The organism is Rhodococcus sp. NPDC019647 (genome assembly GCF_044389235.1).
Lineage (GTDB): Bacteria > Actinomycetota > Actinomycetes > Mycobacteriales > Mycobacteriaceae > Rhodococcus_F > Rhodococcus_F oxybenzonivorans.
Genome location: NZ_JBIRXS010000008.1, coordinates 117,283 through 131,994, shown reverse-complemented (window position 1 = coordinate 131,994; position 14,712 = coordinate 117,283). Strand labels below are relative to the sequence as shown.

General features: G+C 63.8%; 15 protein-coding genes. 5 read left to right on the top strand and 10 right to left on the bottom strand.

The features are described 5' to 3' along the window. Window positions 1–43: 43 nt before the first annotated feature. The gene (locus ACH49N_RS17680; RefSeq protein ID WP_358273408.1) at window positions 44–1,252 is read right to left on the bottom strand and encodes an NAD(P)/FAD-dependent oxidoreductase; all 1,209 of its coding nucleotides are present in this window, start codon (window positions 1,250–1,252) and stop codon (window positions 44–46) included. Between the two features lie 115 nt (window positions 1,253–1,367). Between ACH49N_RS17680 and ACH49N_RS17675 the strand changes: the two genes are divergently transcribed. After that, window positions 1,368–2,327, top strand: a complete 960-nt coding sequence (locus ACH49N_RS17675; RefSeq protein ID WP_358273410.1) for a LysR family transcriptional regulator — start codon at window positions 1,368–1,370, stop codon at window positions 2,325–2,327. On the opposite strand, the gene ACH49N_RS17670 is transcribed toward ACH49N_RS17675, so the two are convergent. The 8 genes from ACH49N_RS17670 to ACH49N_RS17635 form a co-directional block, all read right to left on the bottom strand. Continuing rightward, on the bottom strand, window positions 2,291–3,511 hold the full coding sequence (locus tag ACH49N_RS17670; protein ID WP_358273412.1) for an FAD-dependent oxidoreductase: 1,221 nt from the start codon (window positions 3,509–3,511) through the stop codon (window positions 2,291–2,293). The genes ACH49N_RS17675 and ACH49N_RS17670 overlap by 37 nt on opposite strands. Before the next feature lie 5 nt (window positions 3,512–3,516). Further along, a complete protein-coding gene (locus tag ACH49N_RS17665; protein ID WP_358273413.1) occupies window positions 3,517–4,329 on the bottom strand; it encodes a MaoC family dehydratase N-terminal domain-containing protein in 813 nt (270 codons plus the stop codon). Beyond that, the gene (locus ACH49N_RS17660) at window positions 4,326–5,717 is read right to left on the bottom strand and encodes an MmgE/PrpD family protein (protein WP_358273414.1); all 1,392 of its coding nucleotides are present in this window, start codon (window positions 5,715–5,717) and stop codon (window positions 4,326–4,328) included. The genes ACH49N_RS17665 and ACH49N_RS17660 overlap by 4 nt, the downstream gene beginning before the upstream one ends. Continuing rightward, window positions 5,714–6,910: a cytochrome P450 gene (locus ACH49N_RS17655; RefSeq protein WP_358273416.1), complete on the bottom strand. Its 1,197-nt coding sequence runs from the start codon at window positions 6,908–6,910 to the stop codon at window positions 5,714–5,716. The genes ACH49N_RS17660 and ACH49N_RS17655 overlap by 4 nt, the downstream gene beginning before the upstream one ends. After that, window positions 6,907–7,098: a ferredoxin gene (locus ACH49N_RS17650; protein ID WP_358273418.1), complete on the bottom strand. Its 192-nt coding sequence runs from the start codon at window positions 7,096–7,098 to the stop codon at window positions 6,907–6,909. Before ACH49N_RS17650 ends, ACH49N_RS17655 begins: the two co-directional genes overlap by 4 nt. Before the next feature lie 190 nt (window positions 7,099–7,288). Next, window positions 7,289–7,573 (bottom strand): antibiotic biosynthesis monooxygenase, encoded by a 285-nt coding sequence (locus tag ACH49N_RS17645; RefSeq protein WP_358273420.1) that lies wholly within the window; start codon window positions 7,571–7,573, stop codon window positions 7,289–7,291. Continuing rightward, entirely contained in the window at window positions 7,570–8,037 is a 468-nt protein-coding gene (locus tag ACH49N_RS17640; protein WP_358273422.1) for a flavin reductase family protein, read from the bottom strand. Before ACH49N_RS17640 ends, ACH49N_RS17645 begins: the two co-directional genes overlap by 4 nt. 70 nt (window positions 8,038–8,107) lie before the next feature. Beyond that, window positions 8,108–9,307 carry an acyl-CoA dehydrogenase family protein gene (locus tag ACH49N_RS17635; protein ID WP_358273423.1) on the bottom strand — a complete coding sequence of 400 codons (1,200 nt, stop codon included), beginning with the start codon at window positions 9,305–9,307 and terminating at the stop codon, window positions 8,108–8,110. Between the two features lie 288 nt (window positions 9,308–9,595). Here ACH49N_RS17635 and ACH49N_RS17630 point away from each other — a divergent pair, with 288 nt between their 5' ends. From ACH49N_RS17630 to ACH49N_RS17615, 4 genes are all read left to right on the top strand, one after another. Next, window positions 9,596–10,537 carry an NAD(P)H-binding protein gene (locus ACH49N_RS17630; protein ID WP_358273425.1) on the top strand — a complete coding sequence of 314 codons (942 nt, stop codon included), beginning with the start codon at window positions 9,596–9,598 and terminating at the stop codon, window positions 10,535–10,537. Between the two features lie 276 nt (window positions 10,538–10,813). After that, window positions 10,814–12,034, top strand: coding sequence for a 12-oxophytodienoate reductase (locus ACH49N_RS17625; protein ID WP_358273426.1), 1,221 nt, complete (start codon window positions 10,814–10,816; stop codon window positions 12,032–12,034). Between the two features lie 112 nt (window positions 12,035–12,146). Next, window positions 12,147–12,656: a helix-turn-helix domain-containing protein gene (locus ACH49N_RS17620; RefSeq protein WP_358273428.1), complete on the top strand. Its 510-nt coding sequence runs from the start codon at window positions 12,147–12,149 to the stop codon at window positions 12,654–12,656. A gap of 129 nt (window positions 12,657–12,785) precedes the next feature. Then, window positions 12,786–12,986, top strand: coding sequence for a hypothetical protein (locus tag ACH49N_RS17615; RefSeq protein ID WP_358273429.1), 201 nt, complete (start codon window positions 12,786–12,788; stop codon window positions 12,984–12,986). 250 nt (window positions 12,987–13,236) lie between these two features. Here ACH49N_RS17615 and ACH49N_RS17610 read toward each other — a convergent pair whose 3' ends face one another. Further along, window positions 13,237–14,388, bottom strand: a complete 1,152-nt coding sequence (locus ACH49N_RS17610) for an adenylate cyclase regulatory domain-containing protein (RefSeq protein WP_358273590.1) — start codon at window positions 14,386–14,388, stop codon at window positions 13,237–13,239. Window positions 14,389–14,712 lie beyond the last annotated feature (324 nt).

The window sequence follows — 14,712 nt, the reverse complement described above, 5'->3', positions numbered from 1 at the left end:
ATGCTTGTTCTTTCGTTTCGAGTAGCGTCCGAGGTGACGCCTCCTACACGGAGGAGAGCAGAGACGGACTTTCGAGCGTCTTGGTGAAATAGAGAACTTCCGCGGCGAATTCCGGGTCACGGGACATGCGCCGGAACATCTCGAGGTCGTGATCGCGCTTGACCGGATCCGACGAGTGAAAGAGCAGCTTCTTGTTCGCCGACGCGCGCGGACTTGCCTTCTCGACGAATGCGGCCCGACGCTGGTCTGCGTATGCGGTCAGCACCTTCTCGTCGGCGCGGCGCTGCGCCACAGCCCCGAGACACTCGATGAGCGCGTACGAATCGAACAAGCCCATGGTCAGCCCGAGCCCGCCCGTCGGATTGGTTGCGTGCGCGGCGTCACCGGCGAGAAGCACCCTGCCCACCCGGAACGAGGACGCGGAACGCTGGTGCATCCGATACGGCGACGACGCGACCACCTCGGTCCGGGCAGCCACGTCGGGTCCGAACACGGCGGACAGGAACCGCGGCATGCGTTCATCGATGGAGTCGGCGGGAAGCGAGGCATCCTCCATATAGGTGTAACGCCACATTCCGTGATCACCGGACTCGTCGATCTTCGCGATAATGGCCCCGTAGACGTCGTCGACGTAGAACGTGGACTGGGCCCAGCCGGCGCGGTCGTCCGGGAAGCGGACATTCGTGGCCACGAAGCGTTCGGGCCAGGTCATACCTTCGAAGTCCAGGTCGAGCGTGCGACGCACGGTCGAGCTTGCGCCGTCCGCTCCGACCAGCCACTGCGACCGCAGAACCGTGTCTCCGTCCGCTCCGCGCACGGAGACTGTCACGTCGGACTCGTCCTGATGGATGCCAGTGACCTCGTGGCCCCACAGCACCCGTGCGTTGTCGAGCGTGTCGAGTTCCTCGAGGATAACCTTGGCCAGCGCACCCTGCCCCAGATGGAGGTTGTACGGCAGCCGGACTCTGCCGTTCAGGGCAGCCAGTCCGTACGGGATGATCTCTCCGGTGTCTCGAACCCGATACGCATAGTCCTGCTTGAGGAAGCCTGCCTTACTTGCCTTCTCGAACAAGCCGAGTCGTGTCAGGCCGTCCAGGGTCGACCAGTGGTAGACGATCGCCCGCGGCGTGTCCTGCAACGCCGCTGCACGCTCGACCACCGATACGCTGATTCCCTGCTGAGCCAAACCCAGTGCGATCAGCAAACCGGCCGGTCCGGCTCCGACGACTGTCACCTGCTGCTCTGTGTGCACGATTCCTCCGTACTGCGTTCACGACAACTTCGAGTTATCGCTCCGGTATTTACAATCCTTCACTCGGCCTCGGAAGGCCAATACCAATGCGGCACCGTTGCCATACACTCGGCGCATGGACATCCGGAGCGTCAAGTACTTTCTGGCCGTGGCGGAGGCCGGGTCCATCACCGAGGCGGCACGCATTCTGCATCTCTCGCAACCTCCTCTCAGCAGCGCAATGACGAAGCTGGAGAACGAACTCGGCGTTCGCCTGCTGGACCGGCACCCTCGCGGCATCGCCCTGACCGATGCCGGCCGCTATCTGCAGAGCGCCGGCCGGCGCCTCGTCGCCGAGGAACACAGAATCACCGCCGCCCTTCGGTCGATGGGACAGGGCCTCGAAGGTGATCTTCGGATCGGCGCGGAGCCGATAGGGATGTGGCGCATCGTCGGTGCCGCCGTTGCCGCCTTCCTCTCCGAACACCCGCGCGTCACTCTGCACCTGACCGATGCCAATCCCCAAGTGCTGCTGGGTAATTTGTCGAACGGCCTCCTCGACCTCACTGTCGTCCCCGTTCTCGTCGAGGAGCCGCTGCCGAGTGTCAACGATGTCGCGTTCTCCACGACGATCATCGCCCACTCGTCGCTGACTCTTGTCGTGCCGCACTCGTCATGGCTCGCAACGCAGGACCGAGTGCACCTGTCCGACCTCCGACGCGAACGGTGGGTCCTTCCGTCACGGCTACCGGGTGCACGGAGCTTGTCCCGGTTGCTCGACGACCGCTTCGCGGCAGCAGGAGGAAGCCCGGCGTCGGTGGTGTCGGTGCCGACCGTGGAAACGGCCGCCAGCCTCGTCACTGCCGGTGTCGGGGTGTCCGTCCTCAGCCGAGAGCTGGCCGAACAGCATCCCGGTGTGGCACAAGTTCCCGTCGAAGGAGGATGGCCAGATCTACCACTCGGCGTGGTGAGGCGCCGCGACGGCGTCATCACACCCGTCGCCGAGCGGTTCTTCGACGTTCTCCGGACGCTCGACCTTGCCGACCCCGCAAACCCGGATCAGACGAGTGAAGATCCGACGGGGAGCATGTCCTGAACTGCATCCCAGGGAGTTTCGTGTCGCAGCATCCCTCGAAGTTTGACGAATTCGGCGCGACGTTCGAATGCCAGCACTCCGGTCACTGTCTCTCCGAGCTTGTATACGAATATCGAGCCGCCCGGCGTCCTGCTCTCGACGATGTCCTCGGCGCCGGTCAGATATCCCGAGAACTGAATGCGGACACCATGTTGATCCGACCAGAAGTAGGGAACCGTGGCGCATTCCACGGGCGGCAGACCGGACACCGCATTGGCAGCATTGGTTCCCGCGACACGTCCCTGTTCCGCGGCGTTGGTCCAGTGCTCGACTCGCATCGAGGTACCGAACCGGCCGTTCGGCCAGCACACCACGTCACCGGCCGCGTACACACGATCCGCCGCCCGCAGGTGCGCGTCGCACACGACACCGTTGTTCAAGGTTACTCCGGAATTGTCGAGCCATTCGGTCGACGGGCGCACACCGATGCCGACGAGGATGACGTCGGCCGCTACGGTGTCCCCATCGGCGAGGCGAAGCACGCGGCCAGCCGCACTGTTCTCGACGCCGACGCCGACGACCGCGTCACCGAGGCGCAATGTCACACCCGAATCCCGGTGCAGGTCTGCGTACACGGCCGCAGCCTGAGCACCGAAGCGCCCGAGGGGTTTCTCCGCGAGGTCCACAATGGTGACGTCCCGGCCGTCCTTGGCCAGGGTGGACGCGAACTCTCCGCCGATGAAACCGGCGCCGATCACAGCCACCGAGGTGGTGCGGTCGGACACCGCGGCACGCAGAGCTTCCGCGTCGGAGTACCGCCTGAGCGTGAACACATCCGGTAGTCCGCGGAACATGTCCGGGAAGATGGGTTCGCACCCGGTGGTGACGACGACGGCGCCGTACTCGATGTCGCCGTTCGACGTGACAACGCGGCGGCCGTTCACATCCAGCGCGGTGGCACGCGTGTCGAGAGCGAACTCCACCCCACGTGCGTGCAGATCCGCCACGGATGGATATGTCAGGGTCTCGAGATCCAGGTTGTCACCGAGCCCCACCTTCGACAGTGGAGGCCGCTCGTACGGGGCGTGTGCTTCGTCGCTGACAATGGTGACGGTGAGGTCAGGTGCACGACGAGCAACAGTTTCGGCCGCTCGGATTGCCGCCACCGATCCCCCGACGATGAGGACGTCCGTTGTGGTGGACATGGCGGTCAGCTTCCGGTCACCGTGCTGGTGGCGCACACGATGCCGGCGGCGCTGCGTGCTTCGGCGCCGTGTGCCAAGCCCTCGGCCTGCGGGACCACGGTGAACGTCTGCGGGCGCGTCATCGGCGACACCAGGCGGTAGCCGAATGTTTTACCCTGCAACGACAATTCCTGCCGTCGCATGTGCTCGGCCATCATGAAGGCCAGCAACGGTCCATGAATCACCAGTCCGTCGTAGCCCTCTCGACGGCACCAGTCGAGATCATAGTGAATGCGATGCGCGTTGTAGGTCAGCGCCGAGAAGCGGAACAGTAGTTTTTCGTCGACGGCGAGGGACAGCGTCGGGCCGTCGATCGTGTCGGTCGCCGGAGCGGGCGTGGGAAGCGGAGTCGATCCGCCCTCGCGGTACACGATGTCCTGCTCTTCGCGGATGATCAGTTCACCGGCCTGCGTGATCTCCTGAAGAACGGTGACCAGTGTCAAGGCGCCGGTGCGTCCCACCTTGTCCACGGACTTGGCGATGGACGTCACCTTGGTAGCCGGCTCGCCGATACGCAGGCTACCGAAGGTGGTGACGCGGCCACCGCCGAACATCCGGCGACGCCCGACGCCGGGGGGCGCGGGGATTCCGACCATGGAGTGGCCGTCCTCACCGAGGTCGCTCTCGGCGTCGCGGGGAAGCAGGTGGAGCCAATGCCAGATCGGTGGCACCTCGTCACCGATCGCGTGGGGCACGTCGATGTCCAGCAGGGCCGCCATCGCCTCGATCGGTTCGGCCGAGATGACCTCCGTGCGTTCGATCTTTTCTGGGGAAGTCATGGTGTCGGCACCCTTTCGGCGGCGAGAACGGACAGCAGTTCGGAAAGATTGGGCGCGTCGTCGAGAAATTCGACGGCGGACACGAGCCGGGCGGCGATGTCGCCTCCGAGCGGTTCGAGCAAGAGCGTTGCCTTCGCGACCACCTCGTCGTGTGTCATCGGATTGTGCGCGGACCCACGGGCATAAGTCGGGTTGCCGGCCTCGAGCACGAGGGATTCACCGTTGGTCAACTCGATATCCAGCCGGGGGCCGTCTTCGATGTCGATGGAGTCGTTGACGCGCATGGAGACCTTGTCGAATGTCGCCGCGATCCGCGGATCGTTCAGCCGCGGCGGGTCGTAGTCGTCGAGGCCCAGAGCGCGTCCGCACAGCGCGAGGCTCACCGCGTAGGGAAGGCTGAACTGGGCGTCGAACACCGTATCGATCGGGTACACCGACAGCATATTCACCGCGGTCGTGCCCGCAGTGATCACTACGGAGGACACATCTTCCGGCGTCAGCCCCCTCGCCGACATCAGATCCTTCACCACGTCGACGCTCGAATGACAGCCGCGGCAACACGCGTAGGGCTTGAGATAGGACGACGCGACGTTGAAGTCGGTTCCCAGCCCCTGCAAAGCCCGACTGGAATGCCCGGTTCCGCCGGCGAGAACAGAGTAGAGACCGCCCCACTTCGCCTCGAATATTCGCCGGGGACCGGTGATGCCCCCGGCTGCCAGCACCGCGGCGTCGACACCCGTCTCACCGGCCTTCCCGGGATGCAGACGCTTGGTCAAGGCACCGTCGTCGATGAACGCCCACACGCCACCGGTGAACGATCCGGCGATGCCGAGCGCGTCGGCGAAAGCATTCTCGTCCGCCCCCAGGCATTTCGCCGCCGCGGCTGCGGCAGCGAAGCTGCCCATCGTACCGCTGGAATGCCATCCCCGATCCGTGTGCGCCCCGAATCCACCGACCGCCTGCAGGGTTCGGTACCCGACGTCGTAGCCGGCGACCGTGGCGGCGATGAGCTCCCGACCGGTACTCCCGGTCCTTTCGGCTACCGCGAGCGCCGCGGGTAGCACGGTCGACCCGGCGTGGCCGGGGCCACCTCCGTCGTCGAAGTCCCGTGCATGAGCGGATGTTCCGTTGACCAGCGCTGCCTGCGCCGGGGCGAGGCGTGTACCGGTTCCCCACACCAGGCTGCCGTCGTCGCCGGCCGAGAAACGCGACAGCGCGTCGGTGACTCTCCGTACTTCGGGCTTCGTCGTGCCCACCAGTGCAACGGCGAGAGTGTCGAGGATGTGGTCCTTGATTCCGGCGACGACATCGTGCGGCAGATCGTCATAGCGGGTTCGAGTCCAGAACGCGGCGAGCTGCTCGGTCAGCGACGGGAAGTCGTTGGTCACGACATTGCCGCCGTCGTCGAGGGGTCGAGGTCCACGGCGAGGGATCCGACCAGCCACCTGCCACCGGCGTGTCCGATATCGGTCCCGCCGTCTACGACGACGGCGTTGGGGTAGCGGTCCGCAAGGTAGCGCACCACTTCCTCCATCTCTACCTTCGCCAGACTCTGACCCAGGCATCCGTGCAGGCCGGTGCTGAATGTCAAGGGCTGGTTCCGCTCTCGGTCGAGGTCGAACGCGTCGGGCTGCTCGAAGCGCTTCGGATCACGGTTCGCCGACCAGACGGCGACATGCACGTCGGACCCGGCGGGAATGGTCGTGCCGTCGAGTTCGATGTCAATCGACGCGATCTTGCTGACGATGCCGGGGCGGGGGTACAGCCTGCACGCCTCGACAACGGCGGCGGGGATCAGCGACTGGTCCTCGATCAGCCTTGCCCACGCCGCCCTGTCGCGGAGCAGCGTCCACACCACGAGACCGGTCTGATGCGCCGTGTTCACGGAACTGGCCTCGAGCATCGCTGTCGCTTCGCTGAGCAGTTCATCATCGGTCAGCTTTCCTTCGTCACTCTGACGGATGAGGAAGGACAGCATGTCGTCACCGAGTCCGGCCTGTCGCTTGCGCGTGATCAGGCCGTCAAGGTAGGCGAACAACTCGTCGTACGCCTCCAGGATCGACGCGGTGAGACTCGGATCGCGCTGTAGGAGAGCGAGTGTCCGCGCCGACAGACTGGCCACGACGGGGGCGTCCTCGGCCGGTGCGCCCGCCAGATGGCAGTACACCCTCGCGGGGATCTTCTGGTCGACGGCGGCGTGGAAATCGACGGGTCCTGTGGCGCCCTTTCCCGGATCGATGTCTTCGATGATGCCGCGCAGGACTGTGCGGATGTCCTCTACCGTCGTGGGTCCCATGAATCGCGCCAACGGGGTACGGAGCCGCATGTGGCGGGGGCCTTCAGCCATGATCAGACTCTTGGCACGGAAATCGTGGACGGGTCCGTCGGTGATGCCGAACTGCTCCATCAAGGTCAGTGCGGCATTGGTGAAGCGGTTGTCCCGCAGAACCTTTGTCGCAAGGTCGAAGTCGAGGACGGCGTATCCGTAGTCGCCTTGTACGAGCGACGCGCCGTCCGCGGCGCCACCAATGTGGGTGGGCGAGTCGGGTGCAAAGGGATCGAATGCGTGGAGTGTGCTCATGCGCGCGAGATCGCCCCCATCGGGCAGCAGAGGATGACCTCGTCGAGGTCCTGGTCCCGATCGTCCGCCACGGTCGTCGCGAGCTGCTCGAGAAGTCCGTTGTCGGCGATCTGGAACACGTCGGGCATGAGGGCGGCGCAGGTGCCGTTGGCGTCACACCGCGCGAAATCTATTTTGACCTCGATCATGACGAGAATCCTTCGTGGGTCGGGGTGGTTGCGAACCGTTGCGTCCAGGGCTAGTGGGGGGCGGTCGCTATGTCCTACACAACAGTGTCGACCCCATCGGTCTATTCGGCAAATATAAATCTGTCGCCCCAGTAATAGCTTTCGCGTATGCCTCGTGGCGACACGGGATCGCCACGACGACGTGACGACTTCAGTGCTCGTAGTGGGTAACCCGTGGTGCGGCGGAGCACAGCGGCTGGATCAGCTTGCGGACGCGCGTTCCGGCAGGCGACACGGCGAATACCTCCGTGTGATCCTCGAGCCGGTTCCACAGCGCCCGAAGGAGATACGTCTCGGCTCGATCCACACTCCGGGACAGAGTGGCCTCCGTGCATCCGGGCGCTGCCAGAAGCAACGCCCGGATCTCGTCGAATGCTGCCTCGAGATCCCTGCCGGCTCCCGGTTCGAGCTGAATCTCGACGTGTTCGGAGATCACGCATCCACCGCCCGTCCCGCGATCGCTGACATGTCGACGAAACCGCCCCGCAGAAAGATCAACGGTTCGTCGATGCTCTGCTGAATCAGGTCTTCTACTTCGCCCACCACCTGTAGGTGGTCGCCGATGCGGTCGACTCGGTGCGGCGAGCACTCCACCGTGACGATCGCGTCCTCGAGGAGGGGCACGCCCCGCTCGGATGGTTTCCACGCCACACCGGCGAAGCGATCCTGCCCGCGTCGCGAGAACGCCCGACACACCTCTCCGCACCCCGACCCCAGGATGTTGATCCCGAAGTATTCGGCCTCGGCCAGCACCGGCCAGGTTGTCGAACCCAAGTCCACGTAGAAGGCCACCAACGGCGGGTCGAGCGAGACGGAAGTGAAGGTACCGACGGTCATTCCGGCGGGCTCCCCACCAGTCGTCGCGGTGATGACCGCGACGCTGGTAGGGACGTGACTCATGACCCGTCTGTAGTCGGCTGGACTCAGCACCCGGGACACCTTCCTCTCGGCTGCCGATGTCATCGTCATCTCACAATCCGATGGTGGGATCATCGTTTCCGAGAAGCTGGCGTCCGTACGCTTCGCGACCGATCTCGGGAGTAACGAGTGCGTGCCGCGCCGCGGTCTCGCTGTCGCGCCACACCCGTCCGAGCACGTTGACATCGGCGAACGACCCGGCACCGTTGGCGGTGAGGAGGTAGTCGATTTCTTCCTTGACCAGCTCCGCGATCACCCCCGTGTCGTTACGGATTCGCGCGAGCACCTCCAGATTGGGCAGCTGGTGGCTGTCGGCGGCTGTGTCGATGTCGTCGCACATGCCGGTCATCAGCATCTCGGCGAGACGCAGCTTGGTGGCGGCCTTTGCGACACCGATCTGGTGTGTCGGTGACTCCTTGGCATGTGGGTAGGCCGTGTACGCAACGGGCTTGTTCGGGAGTTTCGCACGTGTCAGCTCGAGAGCATGACGTCCGAGTCCGATCTGCGGAGCAACCAGAATGCCGGCGGCCACGGCGTTGAACGGCACCGACGCCATCCGCTCTTCGGTGAACGGGGAACGGAAGTTCGATGCGAACATGTCCTTCACTCGCTGCACGCGGTACTCCGGAAGGAAGTGGTCCTCGAGCACGATGGTGTCGCTTCCCGTTCCCTGCATGCCGGCGACGAACCAGGTCGGTTCGATGGTGAAGGCTTCTGCGGGGACGAGCGCCATTCCTTGCTCGCCGTCCTCCAGCGTGATCGTCACGCTCGCCCACTGGGCCGCGAAGGATCCCGAAGCGTACGGCCAACGGCCACTCACCAGGTAACCGCCCTCGACGGGTTCGCTGCGGTCGCCCGGAGAGAAGATGCCGCAGATTTTCGCGTTCGGGTTCGCCCCGAACACGTCTTCCTGAGCCTGCATGGAGAATGTGCTGCCGAAGCCGGTCGCAATCATCATGAGTGCGGTGACCCATCCGGTCGAGCCGTCGCCGCGCGCGATCTCGGCTGTCACGTCCACGGCAGTCTTGAACGACGCTCCCTGGCCGCCCCAGCGTGTGGGGACCAAGAGATGGAACAAGCCGGCGTCAGCGATTGCGTCGATCACCTCCGGCGCAATGCGGCGATCCTTGGTCCCCTGCTCCGCGTACTCCCTGACGAGCGGTACGAGGGCCGTCGCGCGGGCGACGAGGTCGGCCTCCGGCACCTGGGTCTTGTCGCGTTCCGGCAGTTCCGTGCTGGCGAGCTGCGTCATGTCATGTCTCTCTTCACTCGGTAGAACGCGATCAGACTGCTGCACATGATCGCGATCGCGTCGGACCCCACAAGCATGTGACGACGGGGGCCTCGTCACAACGACACAAAATTGGTCGACCCCATACGTCCCACACATGGATCGCAGACAATGCTCGCCGCGCATGGCCAGGCTGACAAACGTGGGTGTGTACCGTTGCCACCAGACAGTGTTCCGATGTAGCCCGCGTCACAATTCGTGTCGCGAAGACGGCCCAGAGCGACGGGCCGTGCATCACAAGGAGCGCACATGAGTCGAATCGTCATCAGTGGAGCATCGGGCGACCTGGGCCGGCGGGTCACGAGCCTGTTGCTCGCCGCCGATCCGCACCGAGAACTGATACTCACCACCCGTACACCGGAGAAGCTGTCCGGTCTCGAATCCGACACCATTCAGATCCGGCACAGCGACTACCAGTACCCCGCCACTGTCCAGAAAGCCTACGCCGACGGCGACACGCTGTTCCTGATCAGCGGCCTCAACCTCGGTCGCCGGATTTCGGAGCACCGCAGCGCAATTGATGCCGCCCGCACAGCGGGCGTCAGGCACATTGTCTACACCTCCGTGGGCGGTGTGCAGCCGGGCAATCCTGCGCTGTCGGCGATCGATCACTATCAGACGGAACTGGATCTGCGCGCCTGCGGACTCGAGTACACCATCCTGCGGAATGCCCTCTACTCGGAGATCGTCAGCAACATCCTGGTGGCGCCGGCCGCGCACTCCGGCGTCTTGTCTCAGGCAACCGGGGACGGGTTCCTGGCTCCCGTTGCGAAAGACGACGTCGCACGGAGCGCTGCCGCATGCCTGATGGATCCCGCCCGGCACGCCGGCGCGGTGTACGAGATCACCGGCCCGGAGTTGTTGGATCTTCATCAGATCGCGGCGCTCGGCGCTGAGGTTCACTCGACGCCGATCGACTATCAGCGGATCACCGAGTCGGAGCGGCTTGCGTTCTATGATTCGATCGGCATTCCTCGCACCTATGATCCGAAGATGCCCCCCAGCCCGGACGGCCACCTGTGGGCAAGCGACGAATTGGTGTCCGCCGAAGTCGCTGTTGCGCAGGGCTATCAGGCGCTCCTGAGCCATCACGTCAAGCAGATCACCGGGCGCGATCCCGAGCCGCTTCGGTCGGTGATGAAACGGGTGCGCGAGGTGCGGTACGACAAGATCGGCGCCACCACCACCTGAAATCGTCGGCTTTCAACGCCGGTGGCCAGATGAATTCCCCACCCGCGTTCGCCCGTGCCGATTGTGACTTGCGACCCGGGTGGTGCAGGTGCAGGTGCAAACCACACACCGCACCACCCGGGGGCTGATCCCGTGCCCACCGCCCATGACATCACCTCGGATCGGCATGGATATTCACTTCCAGGCCCCTACGAACAAAAAAGTGCCTCATTGTCGTTCGAATGTGACGCACGTAACGTGATCGTCGTTCTGATCCGGTTACCGAAAGGCGGGTAAATGCGCACTCTCGACAGCAAGATAGGTGCAGAGGAAACTACAGGTGAGGCAGATCCGCTGTTTTCGCCGCTGCTACTCAATACGGCTTCGGTTCGAAATAGATTTGTACTTCCTGCTATGCAGCGGGGCTCACGGGATTACAAACCCACCACGGGGATGGCGGACACGCTGCGAAATACCGCCAACGACGGTCCGGGGATTATCATTTCCGAAGGGGCGGCTCCAGATCATCCGGCGGGATATTGGCAGCCGGCATTCAGCATTATCGGACGTGACACGGTCGACGAATGGGGACATGTCGCCCGCGAGGTGCTTGATACAGGCGACGTGACGTTTCTGATGCAGCTGTGGCATCCGGGGGCACTGAGGCTCATTGTCGATGGTGTTCCGAATCCATACCCCGATCATCCTGCGCTGAGCCCATCAGGTCTCGTTCAAGAGGGCCGGACCAATGGGATTGCGATGACCAAGCAAGATCTCGAAGACACCAAGAATGCGTATGTGGACAGCGCGATTATCGCCCAGAAGCTCGGCGCGCACGGGATCGAGGTGCACTGTGCCCATGGCTACCTTCTAGATCTCTTTCTATGGCATGAAACCAACCGACGCAAGGATGAGTACGGCGGCGACACATTAGTTGATCGCGCTGCATACCCCGCTGAAATCATCTCTGCTATCCGTGCGGCGACGGGTCCGGATTTCATTATTTCGGTTCGGTTCTCCCAATGGAAGGAGGTCGATTACGGTGCGAGAATTGCCCAGAGTCCTGACGACCTGGAGCCGTTTCTCGTCCGGATGCAGGAGTCGGGTGCAGACCTCTTCCATGTATCTACTCGTAGATTCGACGCGATCGCGTGGCCGGAACTGGACTCTCGGCGGAGCCTGGCGGCCTGGGTGAAGACAATGACCGACCGTCCGGTCATCTCCATTGGCAGCGTCGGATTGTCTACCGACCTGGCAAGTGACGTCTTCGACAATCAGGATCCAAAGTTGCAGGTGGAAGATGATATCGAGCGTGTTCGACAAGGGCTGAAAGAGGGCGATTTCGACTTGATCGGAGTCGGTAGAGCACAGATCTCGAATCCCGACTTCGTCGACCGGGTGCGTAATTCCGAGTACACCAACCTTCGAGAATTCCGGAAGTATCGGGACCTGGCTGAGGCGTATGAAAGCTATTCACACGAGGGGCAACTCGTCGACCAGTCACGCAAAACCGGATAGCCGCCGTACCGGACTACGTGCCAATCGGGTTCGGTGAGTTCGATGTGCTGCCGTCGGCGAAGCAATAGCGGAGCCCCAATGCCAGACCGGATCGGCTCGAGGGAAGTGACCCATGGACGCGGAGGAAGCAATCGACCGAATTTCGGCCGTAGATCGAATGATGACCAACGTACGTGGCATCTTCGAACGCGCCGCCACCGTATCGAACGGTTATGAAGAGCTGTTCGAGTACTTGGCGGGACAGCTTGTCGAGTTCGCGTGGGATCGCCATGCTCCGGTCGTCGGTGTCACCAGCCACATCGGAAACTACTGGCGAAACTGGCTTTTGGTCATCTTACGCACCGGGCCGATCCGTCCGTCGACGATCCGACGGCTACTCGACGCGATGGACCCGTCGCATCCGCTGTCGCAGCGAATACTTACGCAGAATCTTCGTATGCTCGAACGTGACGGACTGCTCGAGCGGGCAGTTGTCGTCGACACCCGCAAGCACGTCGAGTACAGTCTCACGCCGCTGGGCCGCGATCTGTCGGACCACATCATGCGCGTCATCGACTGGGGATACGCACATTCGGACCACATCAACGACGCACGCCGCCGCTTCGATGCAAACGACGCATAACGAGGACCGAGCTACGGTCCCTCCAGCATCGCTTTCGATGGTGACCCGCCCCTCTCAGAGAGAGGCCGTGGACGTTCTAATCTGGTACTGATCCCACCTTTCGGGGTGACACGAAGGAATGTCACACCGATGCGGCTGCCATGCGAGGCCCCGCTCCACCTCCGGTGCCCGTGCCTCAACCTCGGGTCCGGTGCGGACAACTGGCTGGTCGCCAACTCTACGGCCGGCACGGTCGCGATCCGGGCGAAGGTGGCCACCATCGAGCAGAGCCGACAGCGTTCCTCGGTGCTGACACAGTCGCGTGATTGTCGAGCGGCGGATCTCATCTAGAACCTGACCGCACTCGGTCACCGCGCAGCGCGGCACTGTCCGTGCCGCGCGACTGCACCAATGGCGGCGCTTCGAAGTAGGGAACAAGGACCTATCCCACCGCGCAATGTCCCCCAAGGTGTCTCTCTCGGACGAATGCCACTCTCCGCCTGCATCTTTCGATGTCTATCGAAGGAAGCAGGCCAGCCGGCGGCCACCCAGATCCCGGCCGGCAGCCAGGTCGTTGCGCCAACCAAGCCCGTGTGCCTACTCAGGCGACGGATCTGCGGCCGATCGCGAAGAGTTCTCGAGGCGAATCGATGCCCTTCAGCCTGTGGCTGCCGGCCGGTTCGCACCAGAAGTCGTCGGTGTCCAGTTCGTCGTAGAACTCGCCGGTGACCACCACCTCGTGGGCGGGTGCGACGGCCACCACACGGGACGCCATGTTGACCGGTCGACCGAACCAGTCGCCCGCGCTCGGCACTGCGGTTCCCCAGTCGATGCCGGCCCGAAGTGGTGGCAACCCTTCGAGACGGGCGGCATCGACGAGGTCGAGTGCGGCGCCCGCGAGCGCGGAGGCATCCCACGAGACCAGCATGACCGCGTCCCCGATCGTCTTCACCAATCGCACAGGCGAGACCACCAGGTCAGTGGCCAGCCGGTCGAGCCGTTCCGCGACCCGGCTCAGATCGTCCGCCGCGCCCTGCTCGCCGAGCAGCGTGAACCCGACGAGATCGGCGAAACACACCCCGATCTGCTGAGAACCCCGGATGTGCAGGTTCGAGTCACCGGCGATGCCGACCGCGTCCGAACGCAGTTGCTCACGCAGGCTCGTCGCAAGAATATGCGCGAGTATCTGTGCCTGGAAATCTGCGATGCGGCGCACCTCCACCGCATACTGCAGGGCAACTTCCGGGTGATCACCCGCTGCCGCGAGACGGTCCTGGAGGAGGGCCTCCGCGGCATCGGCCAACGTCCAGATATTGCGGCCCATGACACGTGCGGCCGCGAACATTCCACCTTCGTCGAGACCCAGAACTCGGTACTGCTTCAATCCTCGCGCAAGGCTCACATCACCGTCGTTGTAGTACGCCCCGTCCTCGGACGCTCCCCTGCCGATGGCGCGAAACCAACGGCGGGCATCCTCGACGGTGAGACCGGCCAGCTGCGAGATTTCCTCGATGCTGTACGTGCCTTTCGGCGACAAGGCATGCTCGAGCAACAGGTGAGCGAGCCGGTTGCTCTGAGTCGCGGCGCGTAGTTCGTCGATCGTCACGTTCTCCGCGACCAGCGTGTCGAGCACGCCGATCCGGGCAGCACGGTCCGAACCCGAGAGCCCCTCCAGGAGACCGGCACGTTCGAAATTCTCGATCTGAACACGATGCGGAACCGGACGGCGCAGTAAACGAGGCGCCGGGGACACCAGCCCTCCCGGCCGCGGCACGAGCCGCACGCCGACTCGCCGCGGAAGCCGCCGTTTCGCCCGGGAATTGAGCACGTCCTCATCGTCGCAGGCATCACGGCCTTGATCGCGGAGATTACGGGAAGTGCTTTCCACGGACTTCTCGTTCTGCGCGCTCAGCGACTGCCGATATCAGGCTCTGGGCGCACTGTCCTGGCACGGGGCATTCCGCGTCCGGGATGTTCCGACAGTGACGACGCGATGCTGTGTCACGACCTAACTATCGACACCGTAGATAGTTGGTATGTGCCAGACCCTGTTCCCCTTTCGGCTCGGTGACCCGAC